The following is a 19,463-nucleotide window of genomic DNA, read 5'->3' as shown; positions in this document are numbered from 1 at the left end:
GGGGGCGCCGCGTATCCTTTTTGTGCCGGTCCAGGAGAGTTAGATGTCGCTTGCGACAAGCATTCGTCGAAACCTTTTCGTCCTGGTGGGCCTCGGGGGCATTGCTCTTTCCGCTCAGGGTGCCGCTGCACAGCCTCTCGATTCCGCGCTCGCTGCTGCTTACGTCAATAACCCCACGTTGAATGCGCAGCGCGCTGGTACGCGGGCGACGGACGAGAATGTTTCCAAGGCGCTTTCTGGTTATCGCCCGACTTTGAATGGTGGCATTTCTGCCGGCTTTCAGGCTACGCGAATCCGTACGCCAGGTGCCCTCACGGCTTATGAAAACCTTTGGCCGGCCACTTTCGCGCTGACTGCGGCGCAGACCCTGTTTGATGGCTTCATTACAGCTAATTCCACGGAAGCGGCTGAATCTCAGGTGCGTGGTTCACGGGAAACTTTGCGGAATACCGAGCAGCAGGTGCTGCTAGATGGTGTGACCGCATATATGAATGTGATTCAGGCGATCGCGCTTCTTGATCTGCAACGGCAGAATCTTGCCGCTCTGGAACAGGAATTGCGTGCAACGCGGGATCGCTTCAATGTTGGTGAAGTGACGCGGACTGACGTGGCGCAGGCCGAGGCGCGCGTGGCGGATGCCCAGTATGGCGTCAGTCAGGCGATCGCCAATCTCAGCGCTTCGCGTGCGGTCTATCGTCAGGTGATTGGTGTGGAGCCGGGTAAGCTGACCTTCCCGGCTTCTATTGAGCGGATGTTGCCCTCCAATGTGGATCGGGTGATTTCGTTGGGGCTGTCCCAGCATCCGGCCATCAAGGCTTCTCAGTTTGCTGTTGATGCTGCCCTGTTTCAGGTGAAAGTGGCCGAAGGCACGCTCATGCCGAATCTGAGCCTTCAGGGCCAGCTTTCGCAGGGTTATGATAGCTCGATTTCGGTTGAATCCACGGGCGCTGCCGCTGTCACGCTCAACCTGTCCGTGCCGATTTATCAGGGCGGTGTTGAGTATGCGAATATTCGCCAGTCCAAGGAGCTGCTTTCCCAGGCGCGCATTGAGGTCGATGTGAACCGCGATGCCATTCGCGCGCAGGCCGTCCAGTTCTGGGGGGCTTTTGAAGCGGCGAAGTCCCAGATTCAGGCCGCTCAAGCGGCGGTGGCGGCCAATACTCTGGCGCTGCAAGGTGTGCGCGAAGAATGGCGCGTGGGGCAGCGGACCACGACTGACGTGCTGAACGCTCAGCGTGATTTGACCAATTCGCGGTCGGCGCTTGTGGTTGCGCAGCGTGATCGTGTGGTGGCGGCCTACTCTCTGGTCTCGACAGTCGGCAAGCTGGATGCGCAGTCATTGCGTCTTAAGGTGCGCGCTTATAATCCGGTGACGCATTATGAGCAGGTGCGCGATAGCTGGGCTGGTTTGCGGACGCCTGACGGGCAGTAAGGCAACGGGACATTCTTTCCAGCCGTTTCATATGCGGCAAAGGCGCCATAATTCCATTCAGAAAGTTTTGGCGCCTGACTGCCCCATGCATATTGGCTCATGGGGCGTGTCGGAGACGCTTTCCGCTGAGGTTGCCACATGGCTGTAAGTTCCAAGGCTGAAGAGCCTTCCATGGATGAAATTCTGGATTCCATTCGGCGTATTATTGCGGATGAGGATCTGGCTTTGGAACTTTCTTCTGGGGGTGCGCAGGGCGTACGTCCAGTATTGGCTGTGCCCGAGGAGAGAAAGATGGCCCCTTCGGGGAAGGAGGAGCCGAATCTACCATCGGTGGGGCCTTACCGTGGGCGCGAGCAGGCGCTTTCAATGGAGCCGCCGCCAGCGCGCTATGCCGCTGCGGATGAATCAACGCAGCATAGGCGGGGGGAGAGGGGCACTGAGCGCTCTTTTCCACACATGCGTGTTATTGAACGGCCCTCTGAACAGATGCAGATGACGCCTGCTGGAAGCGAGCCTGCGGATGCAAAGGTGTCTCAATCAGAGGCGCGCCATGAACAGGCCGCACACTCACCAGCCCTGCGACAAGGAAGAGGCGTCATGACTACCACTCCTCCGTCTTCCGCAAACCCCGCCCATCATTCTTCGAATCCATCGCGTGATTTGTCACCTCCTCATCCGCGCCCGGTGAGCGCTGCTTCAGCCGGCGTACGCCAGCCTTTGCCACGTCGGGATCTGCTTTCTCCCGCAGTGGATGCCGCTGTTTCAGCCGCTTTCCAGTCTCTTGGCGATCTGGTGCTGCCGCAGAAGGATCGTACCGTGGAAGATCTCGTGAAAGAGATACTGCGGCCTATGCTGAAGGAATGGCTGGATCAGAATCTTGCCGGCATTGTAGAGCGCCTGGTGCGTGCCGAGATTGAGCGCGTGACAAAGGATCTGCGCTGAACCCTCCGGCTCTTGCCGGCTTTGGCGGGGAATGAGTGATGGGCTGTGAAAGGCGTGGCCTGCACAGCCCATATTTGTATGCGGAGATAGGTCGCTGCCTCAATCCGCCCATTTCGGGTCGGTTGTGAAAACGATGGTCAGCCATCTGTCGGGGCTTGGATCGCCAAGTGCGGCGCCGATTTCCTCGCGCATATCATCCCACTCCTCCAGGCGGCGGGCTGGCCAGTGTTGGGGCACAATGAAGTACAATTCAATTTGTCGGCCGCGCCCAACCCTCGCGACATAGGCGCGATAGGACTCAAAGCCATAGCGATCCACAACTTCCTGAGATACGGCATCGACATGGTGTTTCAAATCGGAGGGGGTGACCAGCAGAATATCAGCAAGCGCGCGCTTAACTGTCCGGGCCGGGATGGGAATGATGACCAAGCAGACCAGCGCCAGAACGGTCGGGTCGATATAGGGCGACATCCAAGCCAGTGAAGTATCCTGAATGGCATAACCAAACAGGAAGGCGAGAAGCAGCGCTGCCGTCAGAGCCCCGGACATGAGCCAGGATTTGGCGTCAAGCGCCACAAAGGCGGAATTAATGGTGCGATTGGCTCGTGTATTGTAAACGCCCATAGCCAGCGTGATGATCAGCATCAAGGCCGAAAAGATAATGGCGGGGCCAAATTGCAGATCGCGCCCGCCCGCCATGAAGCTGCCAATGGCATTGATAAGAGCATATACAGCCGCGCTCATCAGCAATGTGCCGTTGAGGCCGAGAACCATAGGTTCGAGGTGCCAGAACCCCATGGTGAAGCGTTCAATGAGCTTGCTATCTGAGGGGCCGCTCTTGGCGGAGACGGAGATAAGGTTGGCAACCAGCAGCGCGACAATTGTCATGCTTGCGTCGGTGAGAGAATAGACGCCGTCAAAAATGATCGCATAGGAGCCGGATAAAAGTCCAAATGCGATATCGGCGGCAGCGAGAAGAAATGTAACAAGAATGGAGAGGCGCAGAACACCTTGTTCTGTCATGTTTGCACCATGGCGACAGACCGGATGTCCTGAATTGGGCTGATGCAGGGCGGTTGTCGACTTGAATGAGCAAATGGCGGCCAGTTTTTTCTGGAAGCCCCTGCTATTTGGGTATGAAGCTGCCAAGGGCAGATTGATACGCTGCCGCACCCTTTGGCGGGCCGCGCGAATACTGTATCAAATGGCTAATGCATCAGTCATGTCAGGTCATTAGAGAAGAGGCTTCTCCACGCCTGTCTCCATCAATGTTGGACGGAAGAGAGCCACTTCATAGCCGAGCGGTGCGATTTTTGCAAAGACAGGACGGTGACAGTTTCCATAGCCCTGTCAGCGTATCATCCCAGCGCGTGTAAGAGGGCACGAAAGGCTGAAATCTTCTCCTCTGGCCTCGAGTTTGGGCGCAGGTGGTGAAGGGCATTCGCAAGCTGGGGTGGGGGAGCCTGTAGCCATTCGTTGAGATGCTGTCGGGCCTTGCGGAAAGCCGGGCCTCCAACGGCGCGAAAATGCAGGGGGCGATTGCCTAGCGTTGTCGCTGCTCCGCTTGTTGCGCTTTCCCCCTCCGTCAGCAGCAAGGCCAGCGCAAAGCAGAGTTCTTCCTGCTTGTCGAGCTCCTTCTCTGCGTGCAGCGCCTCGGGTTTGGCATTGAGGTGCGAAAGAGCATGCAGAGCTTGGGAAAGGTGAGCTGTATCCTGCATATATGAAGATCTGTGGGGGGCTTCCTCCGTATCCATCTGGCGCAGTATGGCCGGTAGAAGGTTGGTGCCCGGTATGGGTGCCGGGTGCATCTGGTGCTCTGGCAAGCTGCTGCCGGGCCCGGCAAGGGCAAGGGCGATGCGAGTCGGGAGTCCAATTTCTTGGCGCTCAATATCGAAACGCAGCAATTGGGTGGAGGTCAGCAGAATAATGTCTGCATGGACGCTCCGTACAATATCAGCAAAAAGAGCGGATGCTTTGGGGGCGGGCTCATTGGGGGAGAGTAGGGAGATAGCTCCGGCCCATGGGTGCTCCAGAAGGTCAGGGCGCAGATTGTAACGCGCTTTCTCCCCCCCAACTGTCGGAAGGTGGCGCAGTGCAAGATCTGACCAACGCAGCAGGGCGTCCGCAAAAGCACCTGCCCCGGCATCGTCCGCATTCACGGCGGCCTGTGCCAGACTATAGGCCGAGTTGGCGAGATGCCCCCAAAGGAATGGCCAGGCGGCATGAAAACTGTTCCATGCCGCCGCATCTCCGGTGTGAATGGCCGTGGGCCAGTCATAGAGAACTGGAGGCGCGTGCAGCAAATCGCACCAGGTCTGCGCGAGTTCCGGCATGACCTCCGCAAGAATATGGGCGGAACCACTGTCCAGTTCATGAGGCTCAGTGCGATGCCGGCTGCTCCAGCTTTCCACTTGTTGCAGCAGTAGCGGGCCAAGTTTCAGAATGTCCGCTTCAAGGCTGGCGGGCAGGGGGGCTTCACCGTGGCGGGGAAGCAGGTGGTGAGGGGTGCGGGCAACCGTGCGCAGGAAGTGCTCTTCTTCGTACAAATGCTCTGTGGCGCGGCGGAACAGACGGCGATACTGGCTTGTCCAGTTGCGATGTGGTGGATGCCACGCATAATCCGCTTGCTGAATGAAGCTGAAACGCTGGCCATCCACGCCATGCGCCACGCTTAGCCAGAGCATGAACTGGTGATAGCGTGTCATTTCACTGAAGGCGCTATCAAAAGCCACTGGGGCCTGGCGGTCAATCTGCGCCAGCGTATTGTCGGCCAAGCCTTCCAATATATCGGCAGGCGTGGGCTTCGGCGTATGAAGGCTGGCCCGGCGGAAGCGAAAAGAGCATTTCAGTATCAGGCGTTCAAAATATGTGAGTGGCGTGCCCCCCACGCGTTTGCACAGGGCGACAGGGCCACTCAGTTGTTCATCCGGCGTGGGAATGAAGAAGAGGCGCGGCCTGGCGCTCTCCGGCTGTTGGTCAAGCTCCGGCATGGCCTTCAGGCTGCGGGTCCACCAGCGCCGGGCCACCCAATGCACCCAGCGCATCCGCACATCATGGATCATCATCGGGTGGGAAAAGTGGCTTTCCAGTTCGTTTGTGCCCGCTTGCCTGGGAACCTCGCCAAAGCTGAGGCCGGGCATATTCTGCCCACCATGTGCATAAAGCTGGGTGCGTAGATAACGCTCCAGATCACGAGGCAGGATCACATAAGCCGTATAGCGATCCCGGAACCTCTCACGGGCAGATTGCTGAACGAAGCGGAATGTTGTGAGAATGAAGTAGGCAGCCACGCACAAATTCACCAGCAACCAGAACAGATGCAGTGAAAACAGCACCAGCTTGAACAACTGTACGCCTGCACCCAGCCCAATATGATGCAACAGAAGCTGAAGAGGCCATACGAATTGTACGCAGAGAACAACGGCCAGCGCCACGCAACTGGCCACCAGCTCCAGCGCCATGGATTCATGGTAATAGAGCTGGATGTCGGTAGAGGATCCCTCTTTCTGCGCAATAAGCGTCACCAGAGTGAGGGAGAGCGAGATGACCCCGAGTAGACCGATCTGCGCACCAAGAAGGTAGCTGGATACATTCAGCATCAGCGCTTCCACCTCTATTGCGAGGTCCGGGTTGCCGGTGGTGACTGCGGGAAGCAATGAGGGGGCCAGATGTGCGCTTGCGATCTCCAGCATGCCAAAAATGAGATTGATGAGCACATAAAGGCCGATAAAGCCGCCAAAGGTGCGGATGCTGAACAGATGGCGCGCCAGCCTTTGGCCAAAGCCATAGCGAACGCGGTGCAGCCCCCGGCTTTCTTCCAGCTGGGCATGCGCTACGCGGTGTGCGTGGGCCCTGATGCTGCCGCTCCAACCACCCTTTCGCCAGTTCATCACAATGCTGCACCCTGCATTCCCTGAATCTCACATCTGCACGCATAGCCCATTTGTGGTGGAAGGGCATCCGTTGGGGAGGCAAGGTTATTTGGGCTTTTTCTTTTCTGCGCCCTATCTCTTCCGCAATGCGTGCGCACAACAATGCGTTATCTGGGCATCGAATGGCGGTTGGAAAGCGTTTCAGGATGTTTGATAACACGCACATATCCGTTGGGGTCGGCCTCGCGGGGTTTCGCATTTCCGGGGAGAGATGATGATTGGCGCGATAATGAAGAACGCATCCCGACTGGCCATTCTGGTGGCGGGCCTTATGGCCGCAGGCGGTGCGTTTGTCGCAATGTCTTCCTCTGTCCGGGCAGAGCCGACGGTGCAGGTGCCGCAATCTGCTGCGGAGGTGAAGCTCTCTTTTGCGCCCGTTGTGGCGCGAAGCGCGCCCGCCGTGGTGAACGTGTATGCCTTGCGGGAGCTGCGCGCGCAGTCTCCCTATATGGATGACCCTTTCTTTCGCCGCTTCTTTGGCCGACGGGACGGCGGGCCGGGCCTCGAAGGGAGCGAGCGGATGCAACGCTCGCTGGGATCTGGCGTGATTGTGGACCCCTCCGGCATTGTCGTCACCAATTTCCATGTCATTCAGGGTGCGGATGAAATTCGCGTGGCGCTGAATGACAAGCGGGAATATGAAGCCGAGATTCTGTTGCGGGATCAGCGCACGGATCTGGCCGTGTTGCGCATCCGTAAGGATGGGGACAAAAGCTTCGCCTCACTGCCGCTGGGGAATTCGGATCGTCTGGCTGTGGGCGATCTTGTTCTTGCCATTGGTGACCCCTTCGGTGTGGGGCAGACTGTAACGCAGGGTATCGTTTCCGCTCTGGCCCGCACGCAGGTTGGTGTTTCTGATTTCCAGTTCTTCATTCAGACGGATGCGGCCATCAATCCCGGAAACTCCGGTGGGGCGCTGGTGGATATGTCTGGCCATCTGGTGGGTATCAATACGGCGATCTATTCCCGTTCCGGCGGTTCCCATGGCATCGGGTTCGCCATTCCCGTGAATATGGTGCGCATGGTGCTGGAGCAGGCCAAGGAAGGCGGTACCTCCGTTCGGCGGCCTTGGCTGGGCGCGAGCCTTCAGGCTGTGACACCGGATATTGCAGCCAGTCTTGGGCTTGAATTGCCCGTGGGCGCATTGGTGCAGCAGGTGGTTCCGGGTAGCCCGGCGGATGTGGCCGGCCTTCAGGCCGGAGATCTTGTCACCGCTGTCGAGGGGCAGAGTGTGGAAGGCCCTGGAGCACTTTACTACCGCATGGCGACCCGGCCATTGGGCAGCAAGGCGGCCTTCGCCATAGTGCGCAGCGGTGAACCCAAAAGTGTTGTGGTGCAGCTTCAGGCCGCGCCCGAAATTCCCCCGCGCGATGAAGTCCAGCTTCGCAGCCGCTCTCCTTTCGCCGGGGCGACCATCGTAAATCTGTCGCCGGCCGTGGCAGAAGAGCTGCATCTGGATATGGCGCGGCAGGGGGTCGTCATTACCAATATCGCGGAAGGTTCTCCGGCCCGTGGGTCAGGCTTCAAACCGGGCGATATTATCGTCGAAATCAATGGTCAGCAGGTTGGGAATACGGCCGAGATGCAGGAGCTGACGGGTGTGCCACAGCGCGCTTGGCGCATTGTGCTGGATCGGGGCGGGCGTCTCATCAATGCTCTGCTTCCGGGTTGAGGCCGAGCATCATGGTTGATCTGTTTCAGGCGGCAGGATTGGAAGAGGCCGTGGGGCGTCCTCTGGCAGACAGGCTTCGCCCGCAATCACTGGCAGATGTGGTGGGGCAGGATAATCTGGTTGGACCGGATGGCACCCTGACCCGCCTGCTGGAAAGCCGGACGCTTGGCTCGCTCATTCTGTGGGGCCCGCCCGGCACGGGGAAAACCACGGTGGCCCGCTTGCTGGCCAGCCAGACGGATCTGCATTTCGAGCAGATCTCGGCCATTTTCTCTGGTGTGGCAGACCTGAAAAAGGTGTTCGAGCAGGCGCGCGCGCGGCGTCACGCCGGGCGGGCAACTCTGCTGTTCGTGGATGAGATCCATCGCTTCAATCGCGCGCAGCAGGATAGTTTCCTGCCCGTTATGGAAGATGGCACCGTGACCCTTGTGGGCGCGACAACGGAGAACCCCTCCTTTGAGCTAAATGCGGCTTTGCTGTCGCGCGCACGGGTGCTGGTGTTTCATGCGCTGGATGCAGAAGCTGTTTCTCGCTTGCTGTCTCGCGCCGAGGAGGTGGAGGGCAAGGCCCTGCCTCTGACGCTGGAGGCGCGTGAGGCTCTCGCCAATATGGCTGATGGAGACGGCCGCGCCGCCCTGACGCTTGCTGAAGAGGTGTGGCGCGCCGCCCGACCCGATGAAGTGTTTGATATTGCGGGCCTGTCAGAGATCGTGCAGCGCCGTGCGCCGATTTATGACAAGAGCGAGGATGGCCATTACAATCTGATCTCTGCGCTGCATAAATCTGTTCGCGGGTCTGATCCTGACGCCGCTTTGTATTATCTGGCGCGGATGCTGGATGCGGGTGAGAGCCCGCTTTTTCTGGCGCGGCGGATTGTGCGCATGGCCGTTGAAGATGTGGGTAATGCGGACCCTCAGGCCATGGTCATCGCGAATGCGGCCAAGGAGACCTATGATTTCCTAGGTTCGCCGGAAGGAGAGCTGGCGCTGGCGCAGGCCGTGGTTTATGTGGCGACGGCTCCCAAATCCAATGCGGTTTATACCGCCTTTGCAGCCGCCAAAAAGGCGGCAAAGCAGGGCGGCTCACTCATGCCGCCCAAGCATATTCTCAACGCCCCTACCACTCTTATGAAAAAAGAGGGCTATGGCGGCGGCTATCGCTATGACCATGATGAGCCGGATGCCTTTTCCGGGCAGGATTATTTTCCGGAAAGCATGGGGCGGCAAAGCTTCTACCACCCGGTTGAGCGGGGGTTCGAGCGGGAAATTCGCAAGCGCATGGACTATTGGGCGCGCCTCAGGGCGGAGCGTGATCCGCGCTGAAGGAGCTTTTCTGCGCTCAGATTTTCGGCAAACCAATTTCCAGGGGCACCACCGGCGCATTCTTGGCTTGCTTGAGGGTGAGGGCTGTCTTCACATTTCGCACATTGGGGGCGGCTGTCATCTCCAGCACGAAATCCTGAAATGTGCGCAGATCCCGCGCCACGCAAAGCATGATGAAATCAACATCACCGGAGAGCATCCAGGCAGAGCGCACCACGGGCCAATCCGCGATGCGAGACTGAAACTCAGCCAGATCCGCTTCAGCCTGGCTTTTCAGGTGAACCATCGCAAAAGCCATCAGATCATAGCCCAGCAGCTTTTCATTCAGCAGGGCCCGGTAGCTCTGGATAATGCCGTCTTCTTCCAGCGCCCGCACCCGGCGCAGGCACGGCGGGGCGGAAATGCCCACCCGGCGCGACAGCTCCACATTGGTGATGCGCCCGTCACGTTGCAGCTCGTCGAGGATTTTCCAGTCGACAGCATCAAGACGAACGGTCAAGGCATCTTCTCCGATTTGTAAGGGTGAGGGCACTTTAATGATCGAATGCGGCAAGGCAACGAAATAATCTTGCGCATACACCCTTTACCCACCATCCACTTGCAGCAAAAAGGATAATGCGTCCTGCATCTTGTCGCGATGGGGGGAAGACCCTACATTTATGCATAGCTTACGTTGCGCTTTGCGAATGGCTTCCCATCTTGGTTTATGGGGAGTGATGCAGGGGCATCGGACGCCTATGCTTTGAGGACAAAATGAGCGCCCAGCACGTCAAGGTCGTTATTATCGGTTCCGGCCCGGCCGGTTACACTGCGGGAGTCTATGCCGCCCGCGCCATGCTTGAGCCGGTTCTGTTTGAAGGCATTCAGCCCGGCGGGCAGCTCACCATTACCACCGATGTTGAAAACTACCCGGGTTTCGCCGAAGCCATTCAGGGCCCTTGGCTGATGGAGCAGATGCGCGCGCAAGCGGAGCATGTGGGCACAAGGATCATCGCAGATCATGTGTCTTCTCTCGATTTGTCGAAGCGCCCCTTCAGCCTCACCACGGAATCAGGCTCCGAATGGACTGCCGATGTCGTGATTCTGGCCACGGGCGCACAGGCGCGCTGGCTGGGGCTGGAATCTGAGCAGGAATATCGCGGCTTCGGCGTTTCCGCCTGCGCTACCTGTGATGGCTTCTTCTATCGCGGCAAGCATGTGGTGGTGGTGGGCGGGGGGAACACCGCCGTGGAAGAGGCGCTGTTCCTGACGAATTTTGCCTCCAAGGTCACAGTGGTGCATCGACGCGACAGCTTCCGTGCTGAGCGTATTCTGCAAGAGCGCTTGTTTGCCAATCCCAAGGTCGAGGTTCTGTGGAACATGGCCGTGGCTGAAGTGCAGGGTGAGCAAGAGCCTTCACGGGTCACGGGCGTTCTGCTGAAGAACAGCCAGACGGGTGAAGAACAAGTGGTGTCGGCGGATGGCGTGTTTGTGGCCATTGGCCATGCACCCTCTACGGATCTGATACAGGGCCAGCTCCGCCTGAAGAGCAACGGCTATGTCTGGACGGTGCCGGATTCCACCGCCACTTCGGTTGAAGGCGTATTTGCTGCCGGTGATGTGGCGGATGATGTTTTCCGGCAAGCTGTTACGGCCGCTGGCCGTGGCTGTATGGCGGCGCTTGAGGCCGAGCGCTTCCTGATGTCGCACCCAGCACCTGTAACAGGCGCGTGAGAATGAAAACCGGCGGGCCGCAAGCCCGCCGGATGTCTTTGTGGCCAGGGTTGAACGTTCAGAGGGACTGGAACGCTCACGGGTCATGATCGTGATGTGATCTGCTGTCCGGCCTGATGCTGGAAGCACGGATGGAGCTGCGCCCCATGGATTGGGACAAGCTGAAGGTTTTTCATGTTGCCGCTGAAGCGGGTTCCTTCACCCATGCGGGTGAAACCCTGGGCTTGTCTCAATCTGCCGTGAGCCGTCAGGTCTCGGCGCTGGAGACGGAGTTGCGCGTGCCTCTGTTCCATCGCCATGCGCGCGGCCTGATCCTGACAGAGCAGGGGGAACTGCTGTACCGTACGGCGCATGATGTGTTTCTCAAGCTGGAAGCCGCCCGCGCCCAGCTGACAGACAGTCGTGAAAAGCCGAATGGCGATCTGCGTGTCACCACAACCATGGGGTTGGGCACGCACTGGCTCACAGCGCGTGTGGGTGAATTTGCGGAGATGTTCCCGGATATTCGTATCCAGCTCATTCTGACCGATGACGAGTTGGATCTGGCGATGCGCGAGGCGGATGTCGCCATTCGCATGCGTCAGCCTGTGCAGCCGGATCTGGTGCAGCGCAAGCTGTTCACCGTGAATTTTCACGCATATGCATCGGCAGATTATATCAAGCGCCATGGACAGCCGCGCTCTCTGGATGAACTGGATGAGCATCGCATTTTGCTGCTGGGCGGGCCGATACCCACCTATTTTCAGGGGTTGAACTGGCTGGAGCATGCGGGCAGGGCGAATGGTTCTCCGCGCATCCCGGCCTTCGAGGTCAATAATGTGCTGGGGCTGCGCCGCGCTGTGGAATGCGGTGTGGGCATTGGTACCTTGCCGGATTATCTGACAGATGATGCCAGTTCTCTGGTGAAGCTCTTCTCCGAGGGGGATACACCCAAGCTGGAGGCCTATTTCACCTATGCGCAGGAGATGCGCTCTGTCGCGCGTATTCAGGTGTTCCGCGACTTCCTGATTTCAAAGGCGCAGCGCTGGAGCTTCTGAGATTTGAGCGTCTGTTTGCTTCAAGCTGTATGAAGCTGCACGATATGGATGCGGCGAACGACATGGGCAGAAAAAGGTTCGCCGCGTACAATTTGTGTGAGAATGTCTGTTTCAATCCATTTTTCTATGCACAGGCTGGCTTTTGCCATGTGTGTGCCACTCGGTGGGCGTATAAGCGAATTGTGAAGCTTAAGCTTTCCTTGTGAAAGGGGGATAAAATGGCACTTCTGAAGCGTGGACTTGCCGGTGAGCCGGTGAAGATTCTCCAGGCCAAGCTGGGCGTTGAAGCCGATGGTCGTTTTGGTCCGGGCACCGAAGAGGCGCTGAAGGCCTACCAGAAAGAGCAGGGGCTCTCGGTGGACGGCATTGCCGGGCCGGATACGTTCTTGGCGATGGGGCTGCCGGAACTCATCCTTCTCACTGTAGGCACGCGCGGCGAAGCCGTGAAAACCTTGCAGGCTGCTCTGGGAATTGGCGCTGACGGCATTTATGGCGCTGGCACAGCCAAGGCCGTGAAGGCTTTTCAGGAGCAGAATGGCCTTGATGCCGACGGCATGGCAGGGCCAGTGACCTTGGCCAAGATTGAGGCCTTCTCTGCTGTCATCACGCCCGAGGCCGTGGCCAAGGCGCAGTCTGGCGCAGAAACGCCCGCACCTTCAGAAGAGGCGCAGGTTGCCGGCGAGGAGAAGGTAGCGGCCCCTGCCAAGAGCATCTGGCAGAGCATTACGGGCTTCTTTTCCTGATAATGAGCGGCCCCATATCGGGGCCGTTTCTTTTTTATTGTACAGATGCAGCAAGATGTGATGGCGGAACAAACCAAGCCTCCTGCAGCTATTTCACTGCTGCAAAAGCCGGATCTTTTTGTTGATGTGACGGATTATGTGCCGGATCTGATCGTGGATCTGCGCTATTGCCAGGCCGATAATTTCGTGGGGGTTCCCATTGATGGTTATGTGGCCCCTCGCGCTCTTCTCACGCGGCCGGCTGCATTGGCGCTGGGGAAGGTGGCTGAGGCCGTCCGTGCGGAAGGTTTGCGCGTAAAGGTGTTTGATTGCTACCGGCCCGTTCGCGCTGTGGCGCATTTCGCGCGTTGGGCGGAAGATTTGGCTGATACGCAGACCAAACCCGCCTATTATCCAGACTTCGAGAAGAAGCAATTGTTCACGGAAGGCTATATTGCCAGCCATTCCGGCCACTCCCGCGGCTCTACTCTGGATATGACGCTGGTGAGCGAGAGTGGTGAAGAACTGGATATGGGGACGCCGTTTGATCTCTTCAGCCCGCTTTCCTGGCCTGCATGCTCACAGGTGAGCGCGCGTGCGCAAGCCAACCGCATCCGGCTTGCGCAAGTCATGGACGAGCAGGGCTTTGAACCATTCGCCATGGAATGGTGGCATTTCACCCTACGCGCCGAGCCTTTCCCTGACAGCTATTTCGACTTTCCAATCGAATAGCTGTCTTGAGTTCTGGATGGTGCTTTAGAGCGGAGGATTACTCCTCCGCCTCCGCCAGTGGAACTGCGGCTCTGCGTTCTGCGGCTGCGAGTTCTTCAGGGCTTAGAGTGCCTTCCATGGGTTCCATGAAGCGCTGCGCCAGAGGGCTTCCGCCCGCCTTGGCGCGCAAAAGCCAAGCATAGGAGGCCACGCGATCTCTCGGCACGCCGGCACCGGAATGATGCGCTGCCCCCAGCATGGCCTGCCCATCCGCATCTCCGGCCTTGGCAGCCTTACGCCACCAATGGAGCGCCTCTGCGGTGTCGCTTTGCATCTTGCCGGGAATACCCTTGAAGGCGATCATCCCCAGCCGGGTCATGGCCGCTGGAACCCCCTGTTTGGCAGCTGCCCCAGCCCAGCGCAAAGCTTCAGCCGGGTTCGCAGGCGCACCCTCACCATTCAGCAGCATCCAGCTCAGCGTATCTTGAGCGGGCGCGTCACCTGCTTCGGCAGCAATGCGCAAAAGGCTCAGCGCCTGCTCCGCATCGGCGGGGCCGCCGAGGCCCTTGAGGCAGAGGCCGGCCAGATTGCGATGGCCGATTGGGTCCCCCATCTCAGCGGAGAGCTCCAGCCACTGGCGCGCCAGTTCGTAATTGCGCTCTACGCCCAGCCCGTCAATGAAACAGGCACCGATATTGTTTTGTGCGCGGCTGTTGCCGGATCTGGCCAGCGGCTCCCAAATGGAGAGGGCTGTTTCGAAATCGCCTTTTTGCGCAGCTTCCAGCGCATCCCTCATCAGATCATCGTCGGAGGAGGACACACTGGGGGAAGGCACATTCACTGGCTGAGCCTCTTCGTTGGTGCTGGCAGAAGCCGGTGTCGTGGGCTTTTCTGCGGGGGCAGCTTGTTCGTGACCCAGATCGAGCTCCAGAGCGCGCCCCAGTTCCTCTTCAAGATCGGATGTGATGTCGAACGTGGAGACATCCGGCTTGCCAGCCTGTTGACGCGGCAAAACAGGGCGCGACGTTTCCGTCACGGACATGTTCTCATCCATATCCGGGGTAGGGTCGTCCGGGCCTTTGCCCTTGAGGCGATCCAGCCAACTCATCGGGAACCTCCCGCTGACGTGCCGGCCCCGGCGGGCCGGTGTTGAAAGTGATGTTCTGTCAAAAGAATGGCGCTTGGGCAGGGCAGGGCTGTAAAGCTCCCCCCGGAGGTGGCGGCAAGAGAGGGCAAAAAGAATGTCATGCTTTCCTCATGAGCCCAAACTGAGCGAATTGAATTTCGCCCGCCAATATCGGCTGAATGGCGGATGCGAGGAGGTGTTTCAGGAGCAAAAGCCCCAGAGGCAGGAAGAAAAACATATTGCTCCATGCTTTCTGAGGTGTCGGTCTTGCTCCCGGCCCCACGCTTCTGCTGCTTTCAGCCTTTTGGATGACGATTGCCTGTTTCACCAGATAATGCCTGCAAATGTGCATTTCTGCCCATGAACAACCATTCTTGCGATTCCATCATGCGGGCAGGGGATGAAATTTTCGTTGTGAAAACGGAAAAATGCACAAAATCAATGGGGCTGCATTGGCTCTCGGAATTGGATACAGGGCCTTGAGGGCAACCTTAAAATCTCTGCGCACCATATGCAGAGAGTTGGACGGGCATATGGCCTCCCTGAAGATTGGGTTTTGCAGGTATGGGGGCGCGGCCGGAAGAAGACGTGGAGCCGTCAGTCGCGCTTGATCTGTGCTGTGCGATGTAAGCGAACGAGAGCTGTTTGAAGCGCAGACAGGAAGCGCGAGCGATCACTTTTGGTGAATGGGGGCGGTCCGCCGCATATATCACCAGTAGAGCGCAGGTCCGCCATTAGGGCCCGCATCGCGACAGCTCCACCAATGGAGTCTTCTGTAAAAAACTTGCCATTGGGCGCAATAACGATTGCGCCCACCTTTATGCACCGTTCTGCAAGCAAAATATCGGCTGTGATGCAGACAGTACTGGCATCTGCGCGTTCGGCAATCCAGTCATCCGCCACGTCTGGGCCGGCTGGAACGATAGCCCGGCTAATCAACCCATCCGCAGGAATGCGGATGGGGCTGTTGCTCACAATCGTAACGGGCACCGCGTGACGGAAGGCGACTTTGTAAATCTCTTCCTTCACGGGGCAGGCATCGGCGTCCACCAGTATGCGGATCACCGGCGCTGGTCCGGCTTCTTACGTTTTCCGGGCTTGCGTCCCGGAGTCTGGGTGCTGTGCGCGTCGGTTGTGCGCATCTTCTTGCGGCGGGGCGGCCGTGGTGCAGCATTATCCAGCTTGTGGCGTGGTTTGCGGGTCGCTGTACGTGGCTGGCCTTCGACGGGTGCGATTTCGATTCCTTCATCATCGTCGTCTTTCCGACGAAACTTGGCCAGGAACCGCGCCGCGACAGCCTGCTTCACCTCAAACAGCGTTTCATTCTCATTGATGCGGATGGCACCAATTTCACTGCGCCCGACATTTCCGCGACGACATAGAAGCGGAAGCACCCAACGGGGGTCCGCATTCTGCCTGCGCCCGATATTCAGCTGGAACCAGGCGCTTTCTTCAAAGTCCTGACGGGAGGCGCGCGGTGCGGGGGGGCGCGTTTCCGCAAGCAACTCTTCAGGTTCGGGCAGGGCCGAGCGATGCACATGAACCAGCGCGGCGGCAATGTCTTCCGGGCTGCGTTGTGCCAGCAACTGGTTGGCCACGGCACGATCTTCATCACTGATATCGACCGGCGTCAAAAGCTGTGCGAGCAGCCTTTCAGTATCGGCGCGGCGAATCTCCTCAGCAGAGGGGGGAGACATCCATTCCGCAGCAATGCGTGCGCCCCGCAGCATGGATTCCACGCGGCGGCGACGTGTGTAGGGCACAAGCAGAATCGCCGTTCCCTTTTTGCCGGCACGCCCGGTGCGCCCGGAACGATGCTGCAAGACTTCTGCATCGCGCGGAATTTCGACATGAATGACAAGCGTCAGACTGGGCAGGTCAATGCCGCGCGCGGCCACATCGGTCGCGACACAAACACGTGCGCGTTTGTCTCGCAGGGCTTGAAGGGCGTGGTTGCGCTCATTCTGGCTATGTTCACCAGAGAGCGCTACTGCGGTAAAGCCGCGCTCGGTGAGGCTGGCATGGAGGTGGCGCACATTGTCGCGTGTGGCGCAGAACAATATGGCTGTTTCAGCCTCATGAAAGCGCAGCAGATTGACGACAGCGTGTTCAATCTCTGAGGGGGCGATTGCCATGGCCTGATAGCTGATGTCGCCATGGCCGCGATTTTCTTCAATTGTTGAAATACGCAAGGCATCGCGCTGATAGCGGCGCGCCAGAGCCACGATGGATTTGGGCATCGTGGCGGAAAACAACAGGGTGCGCCGTTCTGAAGGCGTGGAATCGAGCAGGGCTGTCAGATCCTCACGGAAGCCCATGTCGAGCATTTCATCGGCTTCATCCAGAATGACAGCGGCCAGTCCGTGCAGATCTAGCGTGCCACGCTCCAGATGGTCGCGCAGACGGCCAGGTGTGCCGACAACGATATGCGCACCGCGTGCAAGAGCGCGGCGCTCAAGCGCGGGGTTCATGCCGCCCACACATGTCACAACCCGTGCGCCCGTACTGCCATAAAGCCATTCCAGCTCACGGCTGACCTGCAAGGCCAATTCCCGCGTTGGCGCAATAACGAGCGCCAGCGGTGCTTCGGTCTGGCGCACCTGCCCCGTCTCGCCCAGAAGATCGCCCGAGATAGCGAGGCCAAAAGCCACGGTTTTGCCAGAGCCGGTCTGTGCGGAAACGATGAGATCACGCCCCTCCGCCTCGGCTTCAAGAACCGCAGCCTGAACGGGAGTGGGCGCTCCATAGCCGCGCGCCGCGAGTGCTTCGGACAGAAGTGCAGGGATTTTTGTGAAAGTCATTCTCTACTGGCTTATGCGTTCCGCGACTCAATTCCGCGGCAGCAAGGCTTTATCGCCTACTATCGGCGCACGATAGGCGTGTCCTGCCGATGGCGCAATAGATTGGGAGGAGCGCTTGTGCCTGTGTGAGGTGGCAGGGCGCGCTGAATGACAGAAGGGCCGGTCATTTCTGACAGGCCCTTCAAGAATTGTCTCTATCTGGAGCAGATTGGGGGGCGCTTTATTCCTTGGAGAAATAAAGTCGCGTGGCGGAGAAGACCACCGGGCTGAGAACCAGAAGAGCGATCAGGTTGGGCAGCGCCATCAGCGCATTCATGATGTCCGCCACCACCCAGATCAGGTTCAGCTGCGCCGTGGCGCCAATATAGATGGCGATGACCCAGAGAATGCGATAGGGCAAAATGCCCCGGCGGCCGACCAGATATTCCACAGCCCGCTCACCATAATAAGACCAGCCCAGAATGGTGGTGAAAGCGAAGATAATCAGGCCCAGGCTGACGATCATATCGCCACCTTCGAAGCCGGAAGCGAATGCCTGGCTGGAAAGCGCCGCACCGGTGAAGCCCGCGCCGGAGATGGGATCAACCTGCATCCACATGCCGGATGTCAAAATGACGAGCGCCGTCATGGAGCAGACAATGATGGTGTCGATGAATGTGCCTAGCATGGCGACCGTGCCCTGGCGCACCGGCTCAAGGGTTTTGGCGGCGGCGTGGGCAATAGGCGCTGAGCCCAGGCCCGCTTCGTTGGAAAAAATGCCTCGGGCCACACCAAAACGGATAGCGGCCATGACACCCGCACCCACAAAGCCGCCTGTGGCGGCAGTGCCTGTAAAGGCGTCCTCAAAAATAAGGGCAAAGGCGTGGGGAAGCTGATCGGCCTGGATCACCAGAATGATGAGCGCGCCAGCGACATAGAACAGCGCCATTAATGGCACCAGCTTTTCGGCGACCTGCCCGATACGGGAAATGCCACCAATCACGACCATAAAGGTCATGATGGCCAGAACGATGCCGGTAATGCCCTTGCCGATGCCGAACGTGCTGTGCATGGCATCTGCCACGGAGTTGGCCTGCACGGTATTGCCAATTCCAAAGGCGGCGATTGCAGCGAACAGGGCGAACAGCCACCCCAGCCATGCCCAGTTTTTACCCATGCCGTTGCGAATATAGTACATGGGCCCACCAACGAACTCACCGGCTTCGTCGGTTTCACGATACGTCACCGCAAGTACGGCTTCGGCATATTTGGTCGCCATACCGACAAGTGCGGTGATCCACATCCAGAATACAGCGCCGGGGCCACCCAGAGCGATAGCCGTGGCCACACCCGCAATGTTGCCGGTGCCGATGGTGGCTGCAAGTGCCGTGGTCAAGGCCTGGAAGGGGGTGATCTGCCCCTTCTCTTGGGTCTCCCGGATGCCCGAAAAGGCCATCTTGAAGCCATACCCCAGCTTGCGCTGGGGCAGAAGTTTCAACCCCAGTGTCAAAAACAGCCCGGTGCCCAGCAACAGCACGAGCATCACAGGCCCCCAGACAAAGCCGGAGACCTGGCCGAGAACATCGTACAAATCCATGTGCGATTTCCCCTGAATAAATTTTGCTTCAGCCTGCCGGAAGGGGAGTCTTACCGCCATCGAAGCCACTGGGGCGGATTATGGCCTTTTCGCGGCAAAACGAAAACACTGTATTTCGGGCAGCCTGCTGCCTGATTTGAGCCAGAGATGCCTTCTTGTCATGCAGCCTTTGCACAGACTTCCCATGGTGTTTCTGATCGAACATAGGGCCAAGGGGGTGGCAGCGGGGGCGGCAGCATTGCTGCCAATGGTATGTGCCCTTCTGTCGCAGGATATGAGGCGCTTCACATCAGGCTTGGAAATATCTTTAATATTTTGATATATATGGGAAATTTCTTTCCGATAGTTTTTCTCTATTGGAATTTGAAAATTTATCTATTTCTCTTAATTTGTTTGGGCGTTTATGTTCCGTGTCGCTGGCTGTTTTGGCCATGATCCATCTTGACCCAAGGAAACTCCATGTCTCTCGTCAATACC

At 58.5% G+C, this 19,463-nt stretch carries 16 protein-coding genes; 8 read left to right on the top strand and 8 right to left on the bottom strand.

Annotated elements, in window-relative coordinates:
• Window positions 1-43 precede the first annotated feature (43 nt).
• Window positions 44-1,432: a TolC family outer membrane protein gene (locus tag ACT6QH_RS09900; RefSeq protein ID WP_444974663.1), complete on the top strand. Its 1,389-nt coding sequence runs from the start codon at window positions 44-46 to the stop codon at window positions 1,430-1,432.
• A 597-nt stretch (window positions 1,433-2,029) separates the two neighbouring features.
• Entirely contained in the window at window positions 2,030-2,374 is a 345-nt protein-coding gene (locus ACT6QH_RS09895; protein ID WP_444974662.1) for a DUF2497 domain-containing protein, read from the top strand.
• Window positions 2,375-2,473: 99 nt separating this feature from the next.
• Here ACT6QH_RS09895 and ACT6QH_RS09890 read toward each other — a convergent pair whose 3' ends face one another.
• On the bottom strand, window positions 2,474-3,397 hold the full coding sequence (locus ACT6QH_RS09890) for a cation diffusion facilitator family transporter (protein ID WP_444974679.1): 924 nt from the start codon (window positions 3,395-3,397) through the stop codon (window positions 2,474-2,476).
• A 335-nt stretch (window positions 3,398-3,732) separates the two neighbouring features.
• The gene (locus ACT6QH_RS09885) at window positions 3,733-6,264 is read right to left on the bottom strand and encodes a hypothetical protein (protein WP_444974661.1); all 2,532 of its coding nucleotides are present in this window, start codon (window positions 6,262-6,264) and stop codon (window positions 3,733-3,735) included.
• Window positions 6,265-6,535: 271 nt separating this feature from the next.
• Here ACT6QH_RS09885 and ACT6QH_RS09880 point away from each other — a divergent pair, with 271 nt between their 5' ends.
• Window positions 6,536-7,978 (top strand): DegQ family serine endoprotease, encoded by a 1,443-nt coding sequence (locus ACT6QH_RS09880; protein ID WP_444974660.1) that lies wholly within the window; start codon window positions 6,536-6,538, stop codon window positions 7,976-7,978.
• Window positions 7,979-7,989: 11 nt separating this feature from the next.
• Window positions 7,990-9,300: a replication-associated recombination protein A gene (locus tag ACT6QH_RS09875; RefSeq protein WP_444974659.1), complete on the top strand. Its 1,311-nt coding sequence runs from the start codon at window positions 7,990-7,992 to the stop codon at window positions 9,298-9,300.
• A gap of 16 nt (window positions 9,301-9,316) precedes the next feature.
• Here the strand turns inward: ACT6QH_RS09875 and ACT6QH_RS09870 are convergent, their stop codons facing one another.
• Window positions 9,317-9,799, bottom strand: coding sequence for an Lrp/AsnC family transcriptional regulator (locus ACT6QH_RS09870; protein ID WP_444974658.1), 483 nt, complete (start codon window positions 9,797-9,799; stop codon window positions 9,317-9,319).
• Window positions 9,800-10,053: 254 nt separating this feature from the next.
• Between ACT6QH_RS09870 and trxB the strand changes: the two genes are divergently transcribed.
• Together trxB and ACT6QH_RS09860 are read left to right on the top strand one after the other, a co-directional pair.
• Entirely contained in the window at window positions 10,054-11,013 is a 960-nt protein-coding gene (trxB, locus tag ACT6QH_RS09865; protein WP_444974657.1) for a thioredoxin-disulfide reductase, read from the top strand.
• A 146-nt stretch (window positions 11,014-11,159) separates the two neighbouring features.
• Window positions 11,160-12,050: a LysR family transcriptional regulator gene (locus tag ACT6QH_RS09860; RefSeq protein WP_444974678.1), complete on the top strand. Its 891-nt coding sequence runs from the start codon at window positions 11,160-11,162 to the stop codon at window positions 12,048-12,050.
• Window positions 12,051-12,070: 20 nt separating this feature from the next.
• Here ACT6QH_RS09860 and ACT6QH_RS09855 read toward each other — a convergent pair whose 3' ends face one another.
• Complete coding sequence (locus tag ACT6QH_RS09855; protein WP_444974656.1) at window positions 12,071-12,199, bottom strand: hypothetical protein; 129 nt, start codon at window positions 12,197-12,199, stop codon at window positions 12,071-12,073.
• 69 nt (window positions 12,200-12,268) lie between these two features.
• On the opposite strand from ACT6QH_RS09855, the gene ACT6QH_RS09850 reads away from it, so the two are divergent.
• Both ACT6QH_RS09850 and ACT6QH_RS09845 read left to right on the top strand, forming a co-directional pair.
• A complete protein-coding gene (locus ACT6QH_RS09850; protein WP_444974655.1) occupies window positions 12,269-12,793 on the top strand; it encodes a peptidoglycan-binding domain-containing protein in 525 nt (174 codons plus the stop codon).
• Window positions 12,794-12,853: 60 nt separating this feature from the next.
• Window positions 12,854-13,504 carry a M15 family metallopeptidase gene (locus tag ACT6QH_RS09845; protein ID WP_444974654.1) on the top strand — a complete coding sequence of 217 codons (651 nt, stop codon included), beginning with the start codon at window positions 12,854-12,856 and terminating at the stop codon, window positions 13,502-13,504.
• 37 nt (window positions 13,505-13,541) lie between these two features.
• On the opposite strand, the gene ACT6QH_RS09840 is transcribed toward ACT6QH_RS09845, so the two are convergent.
• The 4 genes from ACT6QH_RS09840 to ACT6QH_RS09825 all read right to left on the bottom strand — a co-directional run bounded on the left by ACT6QH_RS09840 (window position 13,542) and on the right by ACT6QH_RS09825 (window position 18,986).
• Window positions 13,542-14,591 carry a tetratricopeptide repeat protein gene (locus ACT6QH_RS09840; RefSeq protein WP_444974653.1) on the bottom strand — a complete coding sequence of 350 codons (1,050 nt, stop codon included), beginning with the start codon at window positions 14,589-14,591 and terminating at the stop codon, window positions 13,542-13,544.
• A 615-nt stretch (window positions 14,592-15,206) separates the two neighbouring features.
• Window positions 15,207-15,674 carry a YaiI/YqxD family protein gene (locus ACT6QH_RS09835; protein ID WP_444974652.1) on the bottom strand — a complete coding sequence of 156 codons (468 nt, stop codon included), beginning with the start codon at window positions 15,672-15,674 and terminating at the stop codon, window positions 15,207-15,209.
• Window positions 15,671-17,410 carry a DEAD/DEAH box helicase gene (locus ACT6QH_RS09830; protein ID WP_444974651.1) on the bottom strand — a complete coding sequence of 580 codons (1,740 nt, stop codon included), beginning with the start codon at window positions 17,408-17,410 and terminating at the stop codon, window positions 15,671-15,673. Before ACT6QH_RS09830 ends, ACT6QH_RS09835 begins: the two co-directional genes overlap by 4 nt.
• Before the next feature lie 220 nt (window positions 17,411-17,630).
• Window positions 17,631-18,986 (bottom strand): alanine/glycine:cation symporter family protein, encoded by a 1,356-nt coding sequence (locus ACT6QH_RS09825; protein WP_444974650.1) that lies wholly within the window; start codon window positions 18,984-18,986, stop codon window positions 17,631-17,633.
• Window positions 18,987-19,463: the final 477 nt, after the last annotated feature.

It is taken from the genome of Haloleucobacter albus (genome assembly GCF_052492075.1).
The sequence above is the reverse complement of the archived record's forward strand: the minus strand, read 5'-3'. Positions and strand labels throughout refer to the sequence as shown.